General features: G+C 76.0%; 13 protein-coding genes and 1 pseudogene. 8 read left to right on the top strand and 6 right to left on the bottom strand.

What is annotated here, in order from left to right; all coding sequences use genetic code 11:
• Positions 1 to 75 precede the first annotated feature (75 nt).
• Entirely contained in the window at positions 76 to 4,866 is a 4,791-nt protein-coding gene (locus NPS70_RS25040) for a hypothetical protein (RefSeq protein ID WP_256526680.1), read from the top strand.
• A gap of 55 nt (positions 4,867 to 4,921) precedes the next feature.
• Here the strand turns inward: NPS70_RS25040 and NPS70_RS25035 are convergent, their stop codons facing one another.
• Positions 4,922 to 5,509, bottom strand: coding sequence for a hypothetical protein (locus NPS70_RS25035; protein ID WP_256526679.1), 588 nt, complete (start codon positions 5,507 to 5,509; stop codon positions 4,922 to 4,924).
• 473 nt (positions 5,510 to 5,982) lie between these two features.
• Between NPS70_RS25035 and NPS70_RS25030 the strand changes: the two genes are divergently transcribed.
• From NPS70_RS25030 to NPS70_RS25015, 4 genes are read left to right on the top strand one after another with little or no spacing between them, the layout of a single operon-like run.
• On the top strand, positions 5,983 to 8,832 hold the full coding sequence (locus NPS70_RS25030) for a nitrate- and nitrite sensing domain-containing protein (protein ID WP_256526678.1): 2,850 nt from the start codon (positions 5,983 to 5,985) through the stop codon (positions 8,830 to 8,832).
• The gene (locus NPS70_RS25025; protein WP_256526677.1) at positions 8,829 to 9,275 is read left to right on the top strand and encodes a roadblock/LC7 domain-containing protein; all 447 of its coding nucleotides are present in this window, start codon (positions 8,829 to 8,831) and stop codon (positions 9,273 to 9,275) included. The genes NPS70_RS25030 and NPS70_RS25025 overlap by 4 nt, the downstream gene beginning before the upstream one ends.
• A gap of 10 nt (positions 9,276 to 9,285) precedes the next feature.
• Complete coding sequence (locus NPS70_RS25020) at positions 9,286 to 9,690, top strand: DUF742 domain-containing protein (RefSeq protein WP_256526676.1); 405 nt, start codon at positions 9,286 to 9,288, stop codon at positions 9,688 to 9,690.
• On the top strand, positions 9,671 to 10,276 hold the full coding sequence (locus NPS70_RS25015) for an ATP/GTP-binding protein (RefSeq protein WP_256526675.1): 606 nt from the start codon (positions 9,671 to 9,673) through the stop codon (positions 10,274 to 10,276). The genes NPS70_RS25020 and NPS70_RS25015 overlap by 20 nt, the downstream gene beginning before the upstream one ends.
• 112 nt (positions 10,277 to 10,388) lie before the next feature.
• Here the strand turns inward: NPS70_RS25015 and NPS70_RS25010 are convergent.
• A pseudogene (locus NPS70_RS25010) lies at positions 10,389 to 10,736 on the bottom strand (Mpo1-like protein); the annotation flags it as partial.
• Between the two features lie 31 nt (positions 10,737 to 10,767).
• On the bottom strand, positions 10,768 to 11,634 hold the full coding sequence (locus NPS70_RS25005; RefSeq protein ID WP_256526674.1) for a M15 family metallopeptidase: 867 nt from the start codon (positions 11,632 to 11,634) through the stop codon (positions 10,768 to 10,770).
• A gap of 90 nt (positions 11,635 to 11,724) precedes the next feature.
• On the opposite strand from NPS70_RS25005, the gene NPS70_RS25000 reads away from it, so the two are divergent.
• Positions 11,725 to 12,252, top strand: a complete 528-nt coding sequence (locus NPS70_RS25000) for an NUDIX domain-containing protein (RefSeq protein WP_256526673.1) — start codon at positions 11,725 to 11,727, stop codon at positions 12,250 to 12,252.
• A gap of 87 nt (positions 12,253 to 12,339) precedes the next feature.
• On the opposite strand, the gene NPS70_RS24995 is transcribed toward NPS70_RS25000, so the two are convergent.
• Positions 12,340 to 14,523, bottom strand: coding sequence for a TIM-barrel domain-containing protein (locus tag NPS70_RS24995; protein WP_256526672.1), 2,184 nt, complete (start codon positions 14,521 to 14,523; stop codon positions 12,340 to 12,342).
• Between the two features lie 228 nt (positions 14,524 to 14,751).
• Between NPS70_RS24995 and NPS70_RS24990 the strand changes: the two genes are divergently transcribed.
• Both NPS70_RS24990 and NPS70_RS24985 read left to right on the top strand, forming a co-directional pair.
• On the top strand, positions 14,752 to 16,746 hold the full coding sequence (locus NPS70_RS24990) for an acetoacetate--CoA ligase (protein WP_256526671.1): 1,995 nt from the start codon (positions 14,752 to 14,754) through the stop codon (positions 16,744 to 16,746).
• Positions 16,747 to 16,854: 108 nt separating this feature from the next.
• The gene (locus tag NPS70_RS24985) at positions 16,855 to 17,760 is read left to right on the top strand and encodes a hypothetical protein (RefSeq protein ID WP_256526670.1); all 906 of its coding nucleotides are present in this window, start codon (positions 16,855 to 16,857) and stop codon (positions 17,758 to 17,760) included.
• A 124-nt stretch (positions 17,761 to 17,884) separates the two neighbouring features.
• Here NPS70_RS24985 and ptsP read toward each other — a convergent pair whose 3' ends face one another.
• Both ptsP and NPS70_RS24975 read right to left on the bottom strand, forming a co-directional pair.
• A complete protein-coding gene (ptsP, locus tag NPS70_RS24980; RefSeq protein ID WP_256526669.1) occupies positions 17,885 to 19,555 on the bottom strand; it encodes a phosphoenolpyruvate--protein phosphotransferase in 1,671 nt (556 codons plus the stop codon).
• A gap of 75 nt (positions 19,556 to 19,630) precedes the next feature.
• The gene (locus NPS70_RS24975; RefSeq protein ID WP_256526668.1) at positions 19,631 to 20,080 is read right to left on the bottom strand and encodes a PTS glucose transporter subunit IIA; all 450 of its coding nucleotides are present in this window, start codon (positions 20,078 to 20,080) and stop codon (positions 19,631 to 19,633) included.
• Positions 20,081 to 20,391: the final 311 nt, after the last annotated feature.

The raw sequence follows: 20,391 nt of genomic DNA, 5'->3' as shown, positions 1-20,391 counted from the left end.
CCGAACGGTCACCCGCCGCCCGCCCGGCGGCCCCACCGCTCGGAGCAGCCAGACGAAGACTGAGAGTCCGCCGCCATGTACGAGTTGTCCCGGGTCCGCCTCTACTCCATCGGCCCCGCCGGTGCCCGCTACGCCGACACCGTGCTGGACCTGCGGGGAGTCGGCGCAGTGGTGCCCCACCCCGCCCCCGCACAGGCGGAGTTCTTCGAGGAGGAGCCCGTCGGCCCGCCGCGCCGGCCCGCCCCCGCGGGCGTGCTGTTCCTGGAGAACGGCGGCGGGAAGTCGGTGCTGCTGAAGCTGATCTTCTCGGTGATGCTGCCCGGCCACCGCAACACCCTCGGCGGCGCCAGTTCCGGAGTGCTGCGCAAGTTCCTGCTCGCCGACGACTGCGGGCACGTCGCGCTGGAGTGGCAGCACACCCAGACCGGAGAGCTGGTCGTCGTCGGCAAGGTCAGCGAATGGCGCGGCCGCCAGGTCTCCAACGACCCGCGCAAGTTCGCCGAGGCGTGGTACTCCTTCCGCCCCGGGCCGGGGCTGAGCCTGGACAACCTGCCCGTCGCCGAGTCGACGGCGATGCGCCCCGTCGCCGAGGGCGCGTCCGGCGCACAGGGGCGCCGCCGGACCATGAAGGGCTTCCGCGACGCGCTGACCGAGGCCGGCAAGGCCTACCCCCACCTGGAGATCTGCTGGGAGGAGATCCACGACCGCTGGAACGAGCACCTCGGCGAGCTCGGCCTCGACCCGGAGCTCTTCCGCTACCAGCGCGAGATGAACGCCGACGAGGGCGAGGCCGCAGGCCTCTTCGCCGTCAAGAAGGACTCCGACTTCACCGACCTGCTGCTGCGCGCGGTCACCGACACCCGGGACACCGACGGCCTCGCCGACCTCGTCAGCGGCTTCGGCAACAAGCTGGGCCGCCGGGCGGAACTCACCGCCGAGCGCGACTTCACCGCGGGCTCCGTCGACCTCCTCGGCCGCATCGTCGAGGCAGCCGACGCGCGGGCCCGGGCCCGCGACATCCACGCCGGCGCCGAGCGCCGCACCCGCACCCTCGCCCGCCGCCTCTCCGCCCGGGGCGCGCAGGAGCGGGGGCTCGCCGCCGAACTCGCCCGGCAGGTCGCCGACGCCGCCCACGCCGTGACCGACGCCGAGCAGGCGCGCGGCCGCAGCGCCCTCGTGGCGGCCGAGCTGGCCTTCCGCCACGCCTCCTTGGCGCTCACCGTGGCGGAGAAGGGAGCGGCCTCCCAGCGCCGCGAACTGAACGACGCCCGCACCCTGCACGCCGCCTGGCAGGCCGCGGAGGCCGTGCTGCGCCACCGTGCCGCGGGGGACCGCTCCGCCAGGGTCGCCGCGGCGATCCGCGAGGCGGAGCGCGACGCGGCTCCGGCCCTCGCCGCCCGGGAGAAGGCGGCCGGAGACCTGGTCCTGGCACTGCACGCCGCGGCCGAGGACGCCGAGCGCGTCGCCAACGAGGAGGAGGAGCGCTCCCGAAGCCTCCAGGAGTCCTCCGAGGCCGCCCACCGCGACGCCACGGCTGCCGCGACGGAGGCCCAGCGGGCCCGCAGCGAGACCGGCCACCTCCGCCAGCGGCTCCAGGAGGTCGAGCAGGAGACGGCCGAGGCGGTCCGGGCCGGCTGGCTCGACGACAGCCGGCCCGACGCCGACCCCGCCCGCGCCGCGCTCGCCGCCAGCGACGCCGAGAAGAACGCCGTCGAGGCATGGGACGCAGCCCGCGCCACCGCGCTCGCGACGGCGCAGCGCGCGAAGGACGCGGCGGCCGCCGAGTCCCGTGCCGAACTGGCCGCCGCCCGGGCCGAGGACGCCGCCGTCGCGGCCGAGCACGCCTACCAGGCCGAGCGCCGGGCCGCGGAGTCCCTCGCCGCCGACGACCGGCTCGCGGACCTCCTCGGCCTCGCGCCCGGCGCCGGGAGCACGGCGGCGGGCACGGCCCGGGGCCCGGTGCCCGCTCCCCGGACCCCCGAGGCCGCACCGCTGCACGGCGGCGCCCCCGCGGACGCGGCAGGCGCTCCGCCGGCGGCGGGCTCCGCGCCCCTGACCGCCGCCCGGCTCGACGGGTTCGCCGACGAGCTCAGGGAACTGCTGGACACCTCCGTGGCATCCGCGGAACGCCAGCTGTTCGACCTGCGCACGGCCGCCGCGGACGACTCCCGCATCCTCGGCGCCCTCGGCGACGGAGGGCTCCTGCCGCCCGCGCCCGACGTCCTGGCCACCGTCGAGTACCTCGGTGAGCACGGCATCCCGGCGCTCCCCGGCTGGCGCTACCTCGCGCAGGCCGTCGACCCCGCCGACCACGCGGCGGTGCTCGCCGCCCGGCCCGAACTCGTCGACGGCGTGGTGGTCACCGACCCCGCATCCCACGCCAGGGCCCGCGAGGTACTCGCCGGGGCGGCCCTGCTGCCCCGCTCCGCCGTGGCCGTCGGCACCGCCGCCGCGCTGCTGGCCCCCGTGCCCTCCGGCGGCGACGGCACCGGCGACGTCTTCCTCGTCCCGCCGAACCCGGCCATGCACGACGAGCACGCCGCCGACCAGGAGCGCCACAGCCTGCGGCAGCGGGCCGCCGAGCGGGACGAGGAGATCCGCGCCCTCGCCGCCCGGCTGACCCGGGACCGGTCGCTGGCCGCCCGGCTCGCCGCGTGGCGCGAGGACTGCCCGCCGGGCATGCTGGCCGAACTCGCCGCCGCCGAGGCCGCCGCCGCCGAGGCCGCCGCCGAGGCCCGGGAGCGGCTCGCCGAGGCCCGGGCCGAACGCGCCGAGGCCGATGAGGCCGCCGCCGACGCCGCACGGATCCGCGACGAGCGCCAGGAGACCGCCCAGCGGGCCCGCCGCGCCGCGGACGCGCTCGCCGGGCTGGCCTTCCGCCTCAGGGAGCGCGCCGGATGGGGCACGAGGCTGCGCGAACTGGCGGAGGAGGCCGCCGAGTCCGAGGCCCGCGCCACCTCCCTGCTGGAGCGGGCCAAGGCCGCCGACGAGGACCGCCGTGCCGCCCAGCGGGCCGGCGACGACGCCCGTCGCACGGCCCGCGCGCTGCGCTCCGAGCGGGCCGAGATCGCCGGTGCCCCGGAGAAGCCCGCGGCGGATCCCGACACCCCCCGCGCACCGCTGCCCGCCCTGCGGGAGGCGTACCGGGCCGCGTCGAGGCTGTACGAGAAGGTCGGTGTGGGAGCCGACCTCCGCGCCGAGCAGGCACGCGCGGAGAGCGACGAGAGCGCCGCCCTGGCCGAACTCGACCGGCTCACCAACAAGGTGCGCACCCGGGCCGCGCAGCTTCTGGAGAGCACCGACGGCGCCGACGGGCCCTCGCGCCAGGCCGCCGCCGCGCGCGCCGAGGCCCTGGTGCAGATGCTGGAGTCCCGTGCCTCGGAGGCCAGCGAGAAGCTCGGCCGCCTCCGCGGCGAGGCGGAGCGTCTGGCCCCCGCCGAGGGCGAGGCGCACACCGAACTCCCCGAGGACATGGTGCCCTCGGACGTCGAGCACGCCCAGGCGCTGCTGCGCACCGCGAGCGGCGCGCTCGCCGCGCGCACGGAGGAGCTGGAGACGGCACGGGCGACCCACTCCGCCCTCCTGCGGGCGCACCGGACCGCCGAGGACGCCGCCGGGGGATTCGACGAGACCGCCGCCCTGCTGCGCGACCTGCTCCGCGACCACCAGCAGGACGAGGAGGCCCACACCGAGCCCGAGTCCTACCCGGGGACCCTGGAGGAGGCGCGTACCTCGGCGACCGAGGCCCGCCGCTCGCTGCGCGGCTGCGCCGCGGACCTCTCCGCCGCGGAGGCCGCCGTGCGCGAGGCGAGCGACGTCCTGGTGCGGCACGCCAACTCCACGCGCTTCGAGCAGGTCCGTACACCCGCCCGGCAGCAGATCCGCGAACTGCCCGCCGCCGCGCTGCCCGAGCACGCGGCCACCTGGGCGGAGGCCTTCGCACCGCGCCTGCGGGTGCTGACCGACGAGCTGACGCAGCTGGAGCGCAACCGCGAGACGATCGTCGACCGGCTCCGCGGACTCGTCGAGTCGGCACTGGCGACGCTGCGCTCGGCGCAGCGCCTGTCCCGGTTGCCCGAGGGGCTGGGCGAGTGGTCGGGGCAGGAGTTCCTGCGCATCCGCTTCGAGGAACCCGACCACGCCCTGCTCGCCGAGCGACTGGGCGAGGTCGTCGACGAGGCCACCCGGGCCGCCGTCCGCAAGAACTCCTCCGCCGCCTACGGGGAGGGCCGCCGGGACGGCATGTCCCTGCTGCTGCGGGGGGTGCAGGCCGCACTGCAGCCCAAGGGCGTCGCCGTGGAGATCCTCAAGCCCGACGCCGTGCTGCGCGCGGAGCGGGTGCCCGTCGGCCAGATGGGCGACGTGTTCTCCGGGGGCCAGCTCCTGACGGCCGCCATCGCGCTCTACTGCACCATGGCCGCCCTGCGCAGCAACGACCGCGGCCGGGACCGGCACCGCCATGCGGGGACGCTCTTCCTGGACAACCCCATCGGCCGTGCCAACGCGACCTACCTGCTGGAACTGCAGCGGGCCGTGTCGGACGCCCTCGGCGTCCAGCTCCTGTACACCACGGGGCTGTTCGACACCACGGCGCTCGCCGAGTTCCCCCTGGTGATCAGGCTGCGCAACGACGCGGACCTGCGGGCGGGACTGAAGTACATCAGCGTCGAGGAGCATCTGCGTCCCGGGCTGCCGCAATCCGACCCGGCGGGCGGGACGGTCCACGGGGAGATCACCTCCACCCGCATGTTCCGCAGGGCGGCCACCGTCCCGGCGCAGCCCGACCCCCCGTCGGCGCCCGCGGCGCCCGTCCCGGGGGCCGGCCTTCCCGCCGATCCGGGTGCCGGAGGTGCCGAGGTCCGCTGAGCGGTCCCGCACCGCGCGGCACCCGGATCGGGGCGCCCGCCGGGCCGGACGGGGTTCACGCCCGGGACAGCCGCCCCGCGCCGCCGTCCCGGACCCGACCGCCGGCCTCCGGCGGCGCCACCGGCCCGCCGCGGGCTATCCGGCCCCCGCGCCGGGCGGCCCGCTCGGCGCGGCGCCGCTCCCGGCGCATGCGGCGCGCCGTGCTGCTCGGCACCGAGACGACCCCGTGGCGCTGCTTCCACACCTGGCGGGTCACCCACACGTCGAGTACCGCCCAGGTCGCCACCACCGTGCCCGCGACACTGGTGAGCACCGTGGGGAAGGCGAGCCAGGAGTCGGTGAGGCTGAACAGGAAGGCCATCATCGCCTGGATCAGCGTCAGCGAGACGATGATCACCGCCCGCACCGCCGCGGTGCGCACCGGGTCGGCCATGCGGCGCCTCCCCTCGGGCTCCTCCACCCACAGCGGCCGCTGCTCCGGCGCGGAGGGCACGCCGGGCCCGGACCGGCCGGGCGCGCGCGCCCCCGGCACCACGGGCCCCGCGGTGCTCCGCCCGCCCCTCCCGGAGGCCACCGCGCCCTGCGGCCCCGCACCGTGCTCCTCGCGCCGGGGCGCCCCCGTCCGGCGCTCGTCCGTGTCCATACCTGCCGTCACTCCCCACCTGTGTCCGCCTCAGGGGTGCCTGCCCGGAACCATTCGTTCCATTCCGTTGCCGCCGACGGCCGCCGACGGTGTGCCCCGGAGTCGTGGCAGGACCGGCCCGTGCGCCGCACCGCCGCCGCACGCACGCACGGCAGCGGTGAACGCCGGGGGTTCCCCTGACGTAAGGACGAGCGAGAGCCCCGGAAGGATGCCCCGAGCCCGCTCCATGCCGTCCACATCGCCTATATCCAGCCATCTGCCATGCTCCGGAACATGAGGACGCGGCCGCTGTCCTCGCGCGCTCCGACGGAGGCCAGCCCCCGGAAGAGTGTCGATGCGCCGATTCACGGGCATATCACCGGCCGAAAATCGTCCCGGACGAGTCTTCGAGTTGTTCCTGTGTCAGTAGTACGCTCTCGCCGTTTGCTGACGGAACACCCGCCTGGCCGGGCCGGGTCGAGCAGGGGGAGGCCATGCGCTTTCGCGGGAAGTCGATCCGCCGGAAGATCGTGGCGCTGCTGCTCGTCCCCCTGCTCTCGCTCGGCGCCCTGTGGGCGTTCGCCACCGTCCTCACCGGTCGTGAGGCCGCCCGGCTGCTCGACGCCACCACCGTCTCGCGCAAGGTCGGAACCCCGGTCGAGGAGGCCGTCGACCTCCTGCAGCGCGAGCGGCGCGACACCCTGGTCTACCTCGCCGACCGGCGGTCCGCCGACGCCCAACCCGCCATGCGGGCCCGCCGCGAGGCGAGTGACACCGCGATCGCCGCGGTGCGCGCCGGCGCCGCGGACCCCTCCGTGCGCGACGCCATGACCCGCTCCACGGGGCGCCGGCTCGGCGCCTTCCTCGACGCCCTCGACGGCATCGCGGCGCTGCGCCGCTCGGTCGACTCCAACGCCCTCTCCCGCATGCAGGCCCTGGGCTACTACAACCGGCTCATCGACCCCGCCCACACCTTCCTGGTGACCGTGCACGTCCTGGACGACGCGGAACTGGAGCGCCAGGGCCGTGCCCTGGTGGGGCTGCTCCGCGGGCGCGAGATGCTCTCCCGCGAGGACGCACTGATCGCCTCGACGCTCGCCACGGGCAAGGTCACCGCCCCCGAACTCCGCGCTCTCACCGACCTGATGGCCCAGCGCGCGCTGCACTACCGGATCAGTCTGGAGAGCCTGTCCCGCCGGGAGAGCCGGATCGTCGAGGAGTACTGGAGCAGCCCCCGCAGCGCACCGCTGCGGGACGCCGAGGACCGCCTCGTCGCCCGGGGACCCGCGAAGGACCTCACCGCGGGCGAGGCCGAGCGGTGGGAGCAGGCCGCCGTCCCCGTCCTGGACGACCTCGCGGCCGAGGCCCGCGAGGCCGGGCAGCGCCACCACGACCGTGTCGAACCCGCGGCCTACCGGGTCCTCGCGCGAGCCGGCGCGGCGGGCGTGCTGGGCTTCCTCGCGCTGCTCGCCTCCGTGGTCGTCTCCGTCCGCATCGGGCGCGAACTGGTACGCGCCCTGTCCCGGCTGCGCAAGGACGCGCACGAGGTCGCCGCGGTCCGGCTGCCGAGCGTGATGCGCCGGCTCGCCGCGGGCGAGCAGATCGACGTGGAGACCGAGGCGCCCCGACTGGAGTACGGCAAGGACGAGATCGGGCAGGTCGGGCAGGCGCTCAACACGCTCCAGCGCGCGGCGGTCGAGGCGGCCGTGCGCCAGGCGGACATGCGCCGGGGGGTCTCCGAGGTCTTCGTCAACCTCGCCCGCCGCAACCAGGTCCTCCTGCACCGCCAGCTCACCCTGCTGGACGCCATGGAGCGCCGCACCGAGGACACGGAGGAGCTCGCGGACCTCTTCCGCCTGGACCATCTGACCACCCGGATGCGCCGTCACGCCGAGGGGCTGGTCATCCTCTCCGGAGCGGCACCCTCCCGCCAGTGGCGCAAGCCGATCCAGCTGATGGACGTCGTCCGCGCGGCCGTCGCCGAGGTCGAGGACTACGAGCGCATCGAGGTCCGCAGACTGCCCCGCATCGGCGTGGGCGGCCCGGCCGTCGCCGACCTCACCCACCTGGTCGCCGAACTGCTGGAGAACGCGACGGTGTTCTCCCCGCCCCACACCGGGGTGCAGGTGCTCGGCGAGCGGGTCGCGAACGGCTTCACCCTGGAGATCCACGACCGCGGCCTCGGGATGACGCCCGAAGCCCTGCTCGACGCCAACCTCCGCCTCGCGGAGACCCCGGAGTTCGAGCTCTCCGACACCGACCGCCTCGGCCTGTTCGTCGTCAGCCGTCTCGCCCGGCGCCAGAACGTCCGCGTGTGCCTGCAGCGCTCGCCCTACGGCGGGACGACGGCGGTGGTCTTCATCCCGGCGGCGCTGCTCACCGACGCCCCCGAGACCCAGGGCACCGGATTCCGGCTGGACCGCAAGACCGACAGCGCCGCCGGACGCCGTGAGCAGCGCAGGCGCGCCCTCGCCGACGTCCCCCCGGAGGGCGGTCCGTCCGCGCTCCTCGACGGCCCCGTCGAACTGGAGGCCCCGGTAGGCGCCCTGGGCCCGGACGACCGCCGCACCCGGCGCGCCCAGGCGGCGGACGGCCCCGGGGGCAGCGGCTTCGACGCGGCCGCCCTCGCCGGGATCGAGGACACCGACAGCGAAGGCGGCGGCATCTTCCGGGCCCGCTCCCCGCGCCGGGCAGAGGAGCCCGGCCGCCGCCGCCGGCCCCCCGTCCCCGACACCCCGCTCCTCGGAGCCGTCCCCCTGCCCCGGCGCCGCCCCCCGACGCTGGTGGCGGACCACGGGCGCCGGGTGGACGACCGCGGAACCGCGGGCCTGCACCACCCCGTCGACGCCGACGGCCCGGGCGACGGCCGGGACGCGGGCGCGGACCCGATCCCCCTCCTGCCGCAGCGCCGCGAGCGGGCACGGGGCGCGGACGCCTCCGCCCGCTCCTCCGGCGAGGCGCCCCGCGGGGGTCCGGCCGGCCCCCGCCCGTTGCCCGCCGCGCAGGCGGCCGGGCCCGGCGGACTGCCCAGGCGGGTCCGGCAGGCGAGTCTCGTCCCCCAGCTCCGCCGTGCGGCGGACACCGAGCGGCCCGAGCCGTCCGCGCCGCCGGAGCCGCTCCAGGAGCGCGACGCCGAGGCCGTGCGCGCCCGGATGGCCTCGATCCAGCGCGGATGGCGGCGCGGCCGCCGGGAGAACGCCGCGGGGACCGGCGGCCCGGACGCTCCCCGCGACGGCCGCGGAACCGCCGCCACCGACGCCGCCGGCCGGACTGCCGGCACCCAGAGCGGATCCGGGGCTTCCCCGGCCGCACCAGGACCGACGACTGAGGGGGACGGCCCATGACCGCACCGCACACCGCACCGAGGGACCCCGCCGGCCGCGCCGGGGAATCCCGCGAACTCGACTGGCTCCTCGACGAACTCGTCGAGCGGGTCGCCAGCATCCGCCAGGCCCTGGTCCTCTCCGGGGACGGGCTGGCCACCGGCGCGTCCCGGGACCTCGGACGCGAGGACGGCGAGCACCTCGCGGCGGTCGCCTCCGGCTTCCACAGCCTCGCCAAGGGGGTCGGCCGCCACTTCGACGCGGGCCGGGTGCGCCAGACCGTGGTCGAACTGGACGAGGCCTTCCTCTTCGTGACGGCAGCCGGGGACGGCAGCTGCCTCGCCGTGCTGGCGGACGCCGAAGCCGACGTCGGCCAGATCGCCTACGAGATGACCCTCATGGTCAAGCGGGTCGGCGTACACCTGGCCATGGCCCCACGGACCGGTCCGCACACCGGGCGGTGAGGCGTCAGCCATGAGTGACTCCGTCCGGAACAGACGCCGGCCGCAGCACTGGATCGACGCGGACGCCGGTCCCGTGGTCCGCCCCTACGCCATGACCCGCGGCCGCACCGCCCACGACAGCAGCCACCGCCTCGACCTGATCGCCCTGGTCGTCCCCGAACCCGCCGCCCACGACCCGGGCCGGGACCAGTCCCTGTCCCCCGAGCACGTGGAGATCGTCGAGCGCTGCGAGGACGCCCCCCTGAGCATCGCCGAACTCGCCGCCGGCCTGGACCTGCCCGTCGGCGTGGTCCGGGTCCTGGTCGGCGACCTCGTGGACGACGCGCTCGTCCACGTGACCCGTCCCGTACCTCCGGCCGAGCTGCCGGACGTGAGTATCCTGCGCGAGGTGATCAATGGCCTTCGGGCGCTCTAGCCGCCGGACGGCGCCGATCGAGCCGGTGACGTTGAAGATCCTGGTGGCGGGCGGCTTCGGCGTCGGCAAGACCACCCTGGTCGGAGCCGTCAGCGAGATCCGCCCGCTGCGCACCGAGGAGTCGCTGACCGAGGCGGGCGCCGTGGTCGACGACCTCTCGGGCGTGGAGTCCAAGACGACCACCACGGTCGCCATGGACTTCGGCCGGATCACGCTCCGGGAGGACCTGGTCCTCTACCTGTTCGGCACGCCCGGGCAGGACCGCTTCTGGTTCCTGTGGGACGAGTTGGCCCAGGGGGCCCTCGGCGCGGTGGTGCTCGCCGACACCCGCAGGCTCTCGGACTGCTTCGCCGCCGTCGACTACTTCGAACGCCGCGGCATCCCCTTCGCCGTCGCGGTGAACCGCTTCGAGGGCGCCGAGCCCTTCCCGCCCGAGACGGTGCGCGCGGCGCTCGACCTCGACCCCGAGGTCCCCCTGCTCACGGGGGACGCGCGTGACCGGGAGTCCGTCAAGCGGATCCTGGTCTCCGTCGTGGAGCACGCCCTCGCCCGCGTCGACCGGGACCGTGAGCCCGCCGCCCCCTGACGCACCCGCACGCCGGTACGGCAGGACGCCCCCCCCGCCCGCTCCCGCGCCACGGTGCGGCCGGTGCACCGGCCTGCCGTCCTGCGCCCGGCCCCGCGGGCCGGTGCTCCTCCCGGGCCCTTTCGGCCAGCCATGTCCGCGCGATCCCGGACAGCTCGCGGTCCCGTCCCGCCAGCATCATCCCGATCATCCGCGCATCGCCCCGCAGCGACCAGACGGGATGCCCGAAGGTGGCCGGGTTGTTCCCCTCGATCAGGACATGGGCCGGCCAGGCCGTTCCGTAGCCGATCAGCGGCAGCGCCGCCAGGTGTCGCGGACGCCCGCGGGCCAGCCCGTAGACGCCCACGGCCAGTCCGGTGAGGGTGCCGGCGAGGTGCGCCCAGCGCGTCGCCGCCCTGGAGTGCATCGCCACGTAGTACGGCCAGAACTCCTCGTACGAGGTAAAGGTCCGCTCGCTCATGCCCGCACGCTAGTCCCGGGCACCACCCGCGTCAGCCCGTCCGGCGCACCCGCAGTGCCTCGGGGGAGACCGGCACGTCGAAGTAGGTGTCCGGATAGGGCTCCTCCCGGTACGTGAAGTGCCACCACTCCTGGGGGAGGTTGGCGAACCCCACGCCCTCCAGCGCACCCCTGAGCCGCTGCCGCTCGGTGCGCTGCCGGGCCGTGACACCGGGGGAGTCGGTGGCGGAGAGCGGGTCGAAGCAGTCGTACGCGGTCCCCATGTCCACCGACCCGTCCGCAGCGGTCCCGTCCCGCCGTGCATGGCACGCCTCCGGTGCCCCGTCCCCGCCCGGGCCCCCCGCGGCGAGCCGCACCAGGGTCGCGTCGACGGTGCTCCCGCGGCTGTGGCCCGACCGCTCGGCGAGGTAGCCCAGCCCGAACAGGGACGACTTGTCGACACGCGGGTAGTACACGGCCTTGGTCCGCTGGTCCCCGAGGTCCGCCGCCCAGCGGACGAAGTGGTCGACCGCCCGCTGCGGGCGGTAGCAGTCGTACACCTTCAGCGTGTACCCCTGCCGCAGCAGGGAGCGCTGCGCCCGGGCGAGCGCCCGGGCCGCGGGAGCGGTGAGCAGGCACAGCGGCGCCCGGTAGCCGTCGACCGGCCCGCCGACGAAGTTCTCGCGTGAGGCGTACCGGATCTCCCGGACGACGGACGGCGCCACCGCCCGCAGCGCCACCAACTCCGGCGCCGCGCCCGCCGGCCCGGCGGCACCGGCGGGCCCGCCGGTGCCCGCCGCCAGAGCGGCCGTGCACAGCAGCGCGACCGCGGCGCGGCGCAGCGCCCGGCGGGACGCCCCGCCCGCACCCGCCCGCCGTCCCGTGCACCCCGGCCCGCCCGCACCCTGATGATCGGTCATCTCCACGGTCTACCACCGGCGTCGCCGCCCCGGCGGCCGGGCGCGCCGACCGGGGCCCGGGCTGCGCCCCCGCCCGGGCCCGAGCGCACGATGGACTACAGTCCGCCCGTGCCCACGGACTCCTACTGCTCCTCCTGCGGAACCCGCTACGACGACGCCGCCGGCTGGCCGCGCACCTGCCGGGCCTGCGGCGCCACCGCCTACCGCAACCCGCTGCCCGTAGCCGTCGCCCTGCTGCCCGTCGAGGACGCCGAGGGCACCGGCCTCGTCGTCGTCACCCGCGCCATCGAGCCCCAGCGCGGCGGGATCGCGCTGCCCGGCGGCTTCATCGACCACGGGGAGGACTGGCGGCACGCCGTCGTCCGCGAACTGGCCGAGGAGACGGGCATCGAGGCACCGGAGCGCGAGGTGCGCCTCGCGGACACGCTGAGCTCCCCGGCCGGGCACCTGCTGGTGTTCGGACTGCTGCCGCCGCGCCCTGCCGCCGCCCTGCCGCCCGTGCGGCCCACCCGGGAGACGGAGGGCTGGCACCTCCTGCGGGCGCCCGGGACGCTCGCGTTCCCCCTCCACACGGTCGCGGCGGCCCACTGGTTCGCCGGGGACTACGCCCGGGGCTGACACCGACCCCCGCCTCCGGACGGCACCGCCGCCTGCGCTCCCCGCCTCCCCGCCGCCTCGCCTCCTGCTCCCTGCTCCCGCGGAGCCTCAGCCGTCCCCGCGCACCCGCAGGGGTCCGGTGACGGGCTCCCGCTCGTCACCCACCCGCCACTCCGCGACGACCCGGTCCCCGTCCCACCGCGTGGCATAGCGCCCGATACCCGGATCGGCCGGACCCCCGTCCGCGGCCCGCGCCACCAGACCGCCTCCCGTACGCCCCCGCACGGGAGCCCACACCTCCCACTCGGTCCCGCCCCCCGGCCCGCGGACCGGAAGCACCGAGCCGGCCCGGGCGAACACCGGCACGTGCCCCGGAGGAGCCTCCACCACCACCTCGCCCGGCCCCTCCGACGGGCATGCCGTGGCCGTGGAGTACCAGCGGCCTCGCGGCAGCCGCACCACACGCCTCGTCGCACCCGGCTCCAGCACGGGGGCCACCAGCAGGGCGTCCCCCAGCAGGAAGGCGTCCTCGCACGCGCGCAGCCGCCGGTCACCGGGGTGCTCCCACCACAGCGGCCGCACCATCGGCGCTCCCGTCCACCGGGCCAGCCGCGCCGAGGACAGCAGATAGGGCACCAGACGCTCCCGCTCCCTGAGAACCGCCTCCCCGCCCGGACCCGGCACCGCCCGCGGCCCCGACGTCCGCAGCATCGGCAGGAAGGCCGCCAGCCCGAGCCGCCGCAGAGCCAGCTCCGGCGAGGCCCCCGGCGCTGCGCGGCGCCACCGCCCCGGCGGACTCCCCGCGGGCTCTGCCGCCCCGGACACGTCCAGCCCCGTGAACGGCACCCCGCACAGCCCGAGCCCCAGCACCGCGGACAGCGCGGCGCGCAGCCCCGCCCACCCGTTCAGCGCCGGGTCCTCCACCACCCAGGCCGCCGCGGCCCGCTGGATCCCGGCCCAGCCCTCCACCTCCGCCAGGAACGGCGGTTCCTCCGGGCACGCGGCCTGCAACTCCTCGCGCACGGCGCGCGCTTCCGCCACCGCCCCGGCACCTGCCACCGCGGCGTCGCCCGAGCCGTCCCGGCGGGCCGGCCCCCGGACCACGCCCGCGAACCCCCGCGCCGGCAGCTCCCCGTACGGCACCCCGGCCTCCTGCCCGCGTGCGGCCGGCTCCGGCCCCCCGCCAGGCGCCCCCGCCCACACCAGCCGCACCCCCACGCCGTCCAGGTCCTTGCCGAGCCGGGCCGCGTCGGGGACCGCCCCCGCGTCCCGCGCAAAGCCCCCCGGCACCTCGGGCGCCGGCGGCAGGCGCGCGGCGGAACCCCCGAGGTGCACCGCCGACAGCGGCACCCCCCGCGCACGGCAGTCGGCGACCGCCTCGCACACCCGCTCCTCGGACACCGGCCCCTCGAACCGGAACCGGTGGTGCCGCCCGAACGCCCACGCGGGAGGCAGCACCGGCGCGCCCGTCAGCCGCACGAACCCGCCCAGCACCCGGGCCGGTCCGCCGACCAGCAGCCAACTGCGCAGCGGACCCCCGTCCATCCGCAGCTCCACCGTCCCGGAGCGGTCGTGCCCCGAACCCGCGCCCTCCTCGCCCTCCCGCACCACGACGCGCCCCGTCCGCGCGGTGTCGTGGAACACCAGATGCGTGCCGGCGTCCGCGACCACCAGCTCCACGGGCATGCCGAAGAGCGGGGACGGCCCTCCCGCCGCGCCGTCCGACCGCCCGAGCCGCGCCTCCCGCAGCCGGACCCCCTCCGCCCGCCCACCCCAGCCGAACACCCGGGCGTCCGCGGCCACCTCGCTGCGCAGCAGCCAGCGCCCCGGACCCCCGTCCACCGGCTCCCACCAGCGCGGCGGCAGCTCCCGGCGCAGCACCACGCCCCCCGGGGTGCGGAACTCCACCGCGCCGAGCCGCGACACCGCCACCGTCACCCGCTCGGACACCACCCGCCAGCCGCCGTCCATGTCCGGCTCCAGCACGGCCCTCGGATCCCTCTCCGGAGGGCTGCCGGCCAGACCGTGGGACGGCAGGGGCTCCGCCCCGTCCCATCCGGAGAAGACCGCACCGCCCGCCGTCACGACGATCCGCAGCGAGGAACGCGCGAAGCGGACCACACCGCCCCCGTCCGACGGCTCCGCCCCCACCGCCGCGCCCGGGGTCCTGGCCCGCTCACCACGCGAGGCCCCCGCGGCCGCTCCCGCACCGCCCCGGGCCGACAGCTCCCCCCGCCGACCCCGCCATGAACCGAACCACTGCACCGGGCGCACCAGACCACGATCGTCCATGCGCCTCACCCTGCCACCCGCCGAGGGGGCCAGAGCCCCTGTTCAACTGCCGTTCACCCATGGTGAGAGCACATATTCGCCTGCCCGCCCATGGGGGGCGAGCCCTGGTGCGAAGGACGATCACATGGCATCGTCCCTGTCAGCCCGCGTCCGCGCACACCCCGCCCGCGCGCGGGCCGCGCAGACACCGCGCACCACCGCGTAGAGAGACAGCCCGGGAGCCGACCCATGACCTCAGCAGCGAACTCCGCCCCGCTCTGGCAGCCCGATGCCGACCGCGTCGCCGACGCCCGCGTCACCCGCTTCCAGGCATGGGCGGCCGAGCGCCACGGGGCGCCCGCCGAGGGCGGCTACCCCGCGCTGCACCGCTGGTCCGTCGACGAGCTGGAGACCTTCTGGCAGGCCGTCGCCGAATGGTTCGACATCCGCTTCACCACCCCCTACGAGCGCGTCCTCGCCGACCGCTCCATGCCCGGCGCCCGCTGGTTCCCCGGCGCCACCCTCAACTACGCCGAACACGCCCTGCGCACGGCCGAGGACCCCGCCCGGGCCGCGGAGCCGGCCCTCCTCCGCGTGGACGAGACCCAGGAGCCCGCCCCCGTCAGCTGGGCGGAGCTCCGGCGCCAGGTGGGCGCTCTCGCGGCCCGGCTGCGCGACCTCGGGGTCCGCCCCGGCGACCGCGTCAGCGGCTACCTGCCCAACATCCCCGAGGCCGTCACCGCCCTGCTCGCCACCGCCGCGGTCGGCGCCGTCTGGACCTCGTGCGCCCCCGACTTCGGGGCCCGCAGCGTCCTCGACAGGTTCCAGCAGGTCGAACCCGTCGTCCTGTTCACGGTCGACGGCTACCGGTACGGCGGCAAGGAGCACGACCGCACCGCCACCGTGGCGGAGCTCCGCGGCGAGCTCCCGAGCCTCCGCGCCGTCGTGCACATCCCGCTCCTCGGAACCGAAGCCCCCGAGGGGGCCCTCGACTGGGCCGCGGTCACCGCGGGCGAGACCGAGCCGGTCTTCGAGCAGGTCCCCTTCGACCACCCCCTGTGGGTCCTCTACTCCTCCGGCACCACCGGGCTGCCCAAGGCGATCGTCCAGTCCCAGGGCGGCATCCTGCTGGAGCACTTCAAGCAGCTCGGCCTCCACTGCGACCTCGGCCCCGGCGACCGCTTCTTCTGGTACACCTCCACCGGCTGGATGATGTGGAACTTCCTCGTCTCCGGGCTGCTCACCGGCACCACCGTGGTCCTGTACGACGGAAGCCCCGGCCACCCCACCACCGGCGCCCAGTGGGCTGTGGCCGAACGGACGGGCGCCACGCTCTTCGGCACCTCCGCCGCCTACGTCATGGCCTGCGCCAAGGCCGGGGTCCACCCGTCCCGCGACCACGACCTCTCCCGCGTCGGCTGCGTCGCCACCACCGGCTCACCGCTGCCCCCGGACGGCTTCCGGTGGCTGCACGACGAGGTGCGCGCCGACCTGTGGATCGCCTCCGTGAGCGGCGGCACCGACGTCTGCAGCTGCTTCGCCGGGGCCGTGCCCACCCTCCCCGTGCGCATCGGCGAACTCCAGGCCGCCTGCCTCGGAACGGACCTCCGGTCCTTCGACCCCCAGGGCGAGCCGCTCGTCGGCGAGGTCGGCGAACTCGTCGTCACCAACCCGATGCCCTCGATGCCCGTCCGCTTCTGGAACGACCCGGACGGGAGCCGCTACCGCGAGTCCTACTTCGACACCTACCCCGGGGTCTGGCGCCACGGCGACTGGATCACCCTCACCGAGAGCGGCTCCGTGATCATCCACGGCCGCTCCGACTCCACCCTCAACCGCCAGGGCGTCCGGATGGGGTCCGCCGACATCTACGAGGCCGTGGAACGCCTCCCGGAGATCCGCGAATCCCTGGTCATCGGCCTGGAGGAGCCGGACGGGGGCTACTGGATGCCCCTGTTCGTCCACCTGGCGCCGGGGGCGGTGCTCGACGACGCCCTCCGCGACCGGGTCAAGCGCACCATCCGCGAGCAGCTCTCGCCGCGCCACGTCCCCGACGAGATCATCGAGGTGCCCGGGGTGCCGCACACCCTCACCGGCAAGCGGATCGAGGTCCCCGTCAAGCGCCTGCTCCAGGGGACGGACCTGGCCAAGGCGGTCAACCCCGGTTCGGTGGACAACCTGGACCTGCTCCGCTTCTACGAGGAACTGGCGCGCACCCGGCGCGCGGCGCGCAGCACCGGCTGACCCGCCCGCCCCCGTGGGGCGGTCCCCGGGACCGGTCCGCCCCGACTGTCAGTGGCGGCACCTAGCGTGGTGGACAAGTCACCCACAGCGATCCCGGGGGAGATCCTCATGACCCGCCACCGCCCCACGTCCCGCGCCGCCGCCCGATCCGAGCGGCGGCGCGGCCTGCACCGGGAGGTCCCCGCCACACTCGGCGTCCTGGCCGATCCGCGGGACTTCACCGCCATGCGCCGCTACCGCACCTTCGCCTTCGAGGACCACGACGCGTACCTGCGCGAGGTCCAGCAGGTGATGGACACCCTCGCGGCCCGGCACCTGCACACCACGCTCGCCCTCTTCGACCCCGAGGAGTACGCGCAGTACTGCGCCCGCGAGGGCACGGACCCCGACGACCCCGCCTCCCGCAGCCGCTTCACCGCACGGGCGGCCCGCAGCGGCGCGACCGTCGCCTGCGACGGCACGCCGCTGACCGCACTCCTGCCCCGGCTGATCGACCGGTCCGTGCGCCACGCCACCCGGAACTACGCCACCCTGCTCCTCGCCGACGCAGGCCCCTGCGAGGACTGCGGGGAGGATCTCGGAAGGTCCGCCTTCGACCGGGCCTCCGCCGCACTGATGGCACTCCTGGAGACCGCGGGCGAGGGCAGCCACCACCTGGTGTGCAGCGTCCCGGCCCCCGACGAGCAGCTCCTGGCCGTAGTCCACGCGGAAGCCGCCGCCACCGGCACCGCCGTGGTGGACGCCGACGCGGCCGCCGAGTTCGCCACCGTCCTCGCCGTCGGCCTCGCGCTCCGGGGCCCCGGGGGCGTCGTGCTGCGCACCTCCCGGCCCGGCGCCCCCGACCGCCTCCACGGGTGGCGTCTGGACCGGGGCCGGCTCACCCCGCTCACGGCGGCGGAGGTGTTCGACGCCTACTGCACCGACGCCGCCACCGGGGAACCCGTCCCACCCGAGCCGGGTGTCGAGTACTGCGCGGGCAGGCCGCTGCCCGACCCGGGCCCGGGCCACCACTGACGGGCCGGGCCGGGCTCGCGGGCCCGGCCGGGCGAGCACGAAGGGGCTCCCCGCAGTCCCGGACGCCGGCGTCCACTTCCGCGGGGAGCCCCTTCGCGAAGCCCCGTTGACCGTCGGCCGCGGGCTACTCGCCCGACAGCACCGCCTGCGCGGCCTGCCGCGCGTCCTCCGCGGTGTCGGCGGCACGCGCGGCGGCGGCCGCCCGCTCGCACTGCGCCAGGGTGTACTTCGCGAGCGTCGCCCGCACATAGGGGATCGACGCCGCACCCATCGAGAGGGAGGTGACACCGAGACCCGTCAGCACACAGGCCAGCAGCGGATCGGCTGCCGCCTCGCCGCAGACGCCGCAGCTCTTGCCCTCCGCCTTGGCGGCCTCCGCCGACAGCGCCACCAGGTCGAGCAGCGCCGGCTGCCACGGATCCTGGAGACGGGAGACGGCCCCCACCTGGCGGTCCGCGGCGAAGGCGTACTGGGCGAGGTCGTTCGTGCCCAGCGACAGGAACTCGACCTCCTGCAGGATGGACCGGGCCCGCAGCGCGGCCGAGGGGATCTCGACCATCGCCCCGAACTTGGCCTCCAGCCCGGCCTCGCGGCAGGCGTCCGCGAAGGCCCTGGCGTCCGTGCGGTCCGCCACCATCGGCGCCATGACCTCCAGGTACACCGGCAGGCCGTGCGCGGCCCTGGCCAGTGCGGTCAGCTGGGTCCGCAGCACCTCGGGGTGGTCGAGCAGGGTCCGCAGCCCGCGCACGCCCAGTGCGGGGTTGGGCTCGTCGCCCGGCGTCAGGAAGTCCAGCGGCTTGTCCGCGCCGGCGTCCAGGACGCGCACCACGACGCGCCCCTCGGGGAAGGCCTCCAGTACCTGGCGGTACGCCTCGACCTGCTTCTCCTCGGAGGGCGCCGTGGTGCTGTCGTCCAGGAAGAGGAACTCGGTGCGGAACAGCCCGACGCCCTCGGCGCCCGCGTCGACGGCCGCCGGGACGTCGGCGGGACCGCCGACGTTGGCGAGCAGGGGCACCTTGTGCCCGTCCGAGGTGGCACCCGGGCCGGTCGAGGCGGCGAGGGCCGCCTTGCGCTCGGCGGCGGCGCGCTCCATCTCGGTGCGCTTCTGCTCGCTCGGCTCCACGAAGATCTCGCCCGAGCTGCCGTCCACGGCCACCAGCGTGCCCTCGGCCAGCTCGCCCGCCCCCGGCAGGGCGACCACCGCGGGCACCCCGAGTGCCCGGGCAAGGATCGCGCTGTGGCTGGTCGGGCCGCCCTCCTCGGTCACGAAACCGAGCACCAGCGCGGGGTCGAGCAGCGCCGTGTCCGCAGGTGCCAGGTCGCGGGCGATGAGGACGTAGGGCTCGTCGCTGTCGGGGACCCCCGGCATGGGGACGCCCAGCAGACGGGCCACGATCCTGTTCCGCACGTCGTCGAGGTCGGCCACCCGGCCGGCCATGTACTCCCCGGCGCCCGCGAGCAGGTCGCGATAGGCCGCGAACGCGTCGTACACCGCGCGCTCCGCGGTGCTGCCGGTGCCGACCCGGCGCTCCACGTCGGACATCAGCTCGGGGTCCTGCGCCATCATGGCCTGGGCCTCGAGCACGGCCTGCGCCTCGCCGCCCGCCAGGTTGCCCCGGGCGATCAGGTCGGCGGCCACGGCTTCCACGGCCTGCCGGGCCCGGCTCCGCTCCCGGTCCGCGTCCTGGTCCGGATTCTGCTTGGCCGGCGGCTCCAGGACCGCCGTGCCCATGTGCCGCACCTCGCCGATCGCCACACCGTGGCTCACGCCGACGCCTCGCAGCGTTGTCTCCATTTCACCGTCTCCGCTAGAGCGACGACCCCTGCCGCCGCGGTGGATGTGCTGGTCGCCGTCACCGGCGTGGGCAGGTCACTGCCAGCCGAAGAGGCTCTCCCCGGCCTTGACCTCCCCGCTCTCACGGACGTCGGAGAGCGAGTCGGGGGTGGCCTCCAGGGCCACGACCGGGCAGATCGGCGACTTGCCGGCGGCCTCGACCGCCGCCGGGTCCCAGCGGATGACCGCCTGGCCGCGCTCGACGGTGTCGCCCTTGCTCACGAGGAGTTCGAAGCCCTCCCCGTTGAGCTGGACCGTGTCGATGCCGAGGTGGGTGAGGACACCGTGGCCTTCGCCGTCGACGACGACGTAGGCGTGCGGGTGAAGGGACACGATGATGCCGTCCACGGGGGAGACGGCCTCGGAAGGCCCGCGGTCGGGGTCGATCGCGGTCCCAGGACCGACCATCGCACCGGAGAACACGGGATCGGGAACGGCGCCGAGCCCGATGGCCTGTCCGGCGAGAGGGGACGTCACTGTGGTCATGGAGCCTCCCAGGGCGGGGGTTTCGTACTGCGCCGTCACGGCCTGTACGCGGACGGCACGCTGTTCAGCAGGGTATGTCACGTGAAGTCCTAGTTCCCCCAGAGCGTTGCGAGTTGGGGGAGCTGGGAACGGCAGGGGTGATTTGCCTCGTCTGTGACCAACCTGTAGTGTCGAGCACCTGCCTGGCCCCAACGCGACACTGAGTCGGGGGTCGGCGGCACTGTCGAGGCGAGATCCTAACTGGTCTAAACCACTGCTGTCTGCAGGGTGGTGGTCAGGAGGGCCCGGAAAGCCTGATAGTGTTTGGACAC

The organism is Streptomyces sp. C10-9-1 (genome assembly GCF_024497955.1).
Classification (GTDB): domain Bacteria; phylum Actinomycetota; class Actinomycetes; order Streptomycetales; family Streptomycetaceae; genus Streptomyces; species Streptomyces sanyensis.
Note: the sequence above shows the minus strand (reverse complement) of the source record. Positions and strands in the feature narration are given on the sequence as shown.

Coding starts and splice junctions, on each gene's coding strand:
- NPS70_RS25040 (WP_256526680.1), top strand. CDS start 76: ATGTACGAGTTGTCCCGGGTCCGCCTCTACTCCATCGGCCCCGCCGGT.
- NPS70_RS25035 (WP_256526679.1), bottom strand. CDS start 5,509: ATGGACACGGACGAGCGCCGGACGGGGGCGCCCCGGCGCGAGGAGCAC.
- NPS70_RS25030 (WP_256526678.1), top strand. CDS start 5,983: ATGCGCTTTCGCGGGAAGTCGATCCGCCGGAAGATCGTGGCGCTGCTG.
- NPS70_RS25025 (WP_256526677.1), top strand. CDS start 8,829: ATGACCGCACCGCACACCGCACCGAGGGACCCCGCCGGCCGCGCCGGG.
- NPS70_RS25020 (WP_256526676.1), top strand. CDS start 9,286: ATGAGTGACTCCGTCCGGAACAGACGCCGGCCGCAGCACTGGATCGAC.
- NPS70_RS25015 (WP_256526675.1), top strand. CDS start 9,671: ATGGCCTTCGGGCGCTCTAGCCGCCGGACGGCGCCGATCGAGCCGGTG.
- NPS70_RS25005 (WP_256526674.1), bottom strand. CDS start 11,634: ATGACCGATCATCAGGGTGCGGGCGGGCCGGGGTGCACGGGACGGCGG.
- NPS70_RS25000 (WP_256526673.1), top strand. CDS start 11,725: ATGGACTACAGTCCGCCCGTGCCCACGGACTCCTACTGCTCCTCCTGC.
- NPS70_RS24995 (WP_256526672.1), bottom strand. CDS start 14,523: ATGGACGATCGTGGTCTGGTGCGCCCGGTGCAGTGGTTCGGTTCATGG.
- NPS70_RS24990 (WP_256526671.1), top strand. CDS start 14,752: ATGACCTCAGCAGCGAACTCCGCCCCGCTCTGGCAGCCCGATGCCGAC.
- NPS70_RS24985 (WP_256526670.1), top strand. CDS start 16,855: ATGACCCGCCACCGCCCCACGTCCCGCGCCGCCGCCCGATCCGAGCGG.
- ptsP (WP_256526669.1), bottom strand. CDS start 19,555: ATGGAGACAACGCTGCGAGGCGTCGGCGTGAGCCACGGTGTGGCGATC.
- NPS70_RS24975 (WP_256526668.1), bottom strand. CDS start 20,080: ATGACCACAGTGACGTCCCCTCTCGCCGGACAGGCCATCGGGCTCGGC.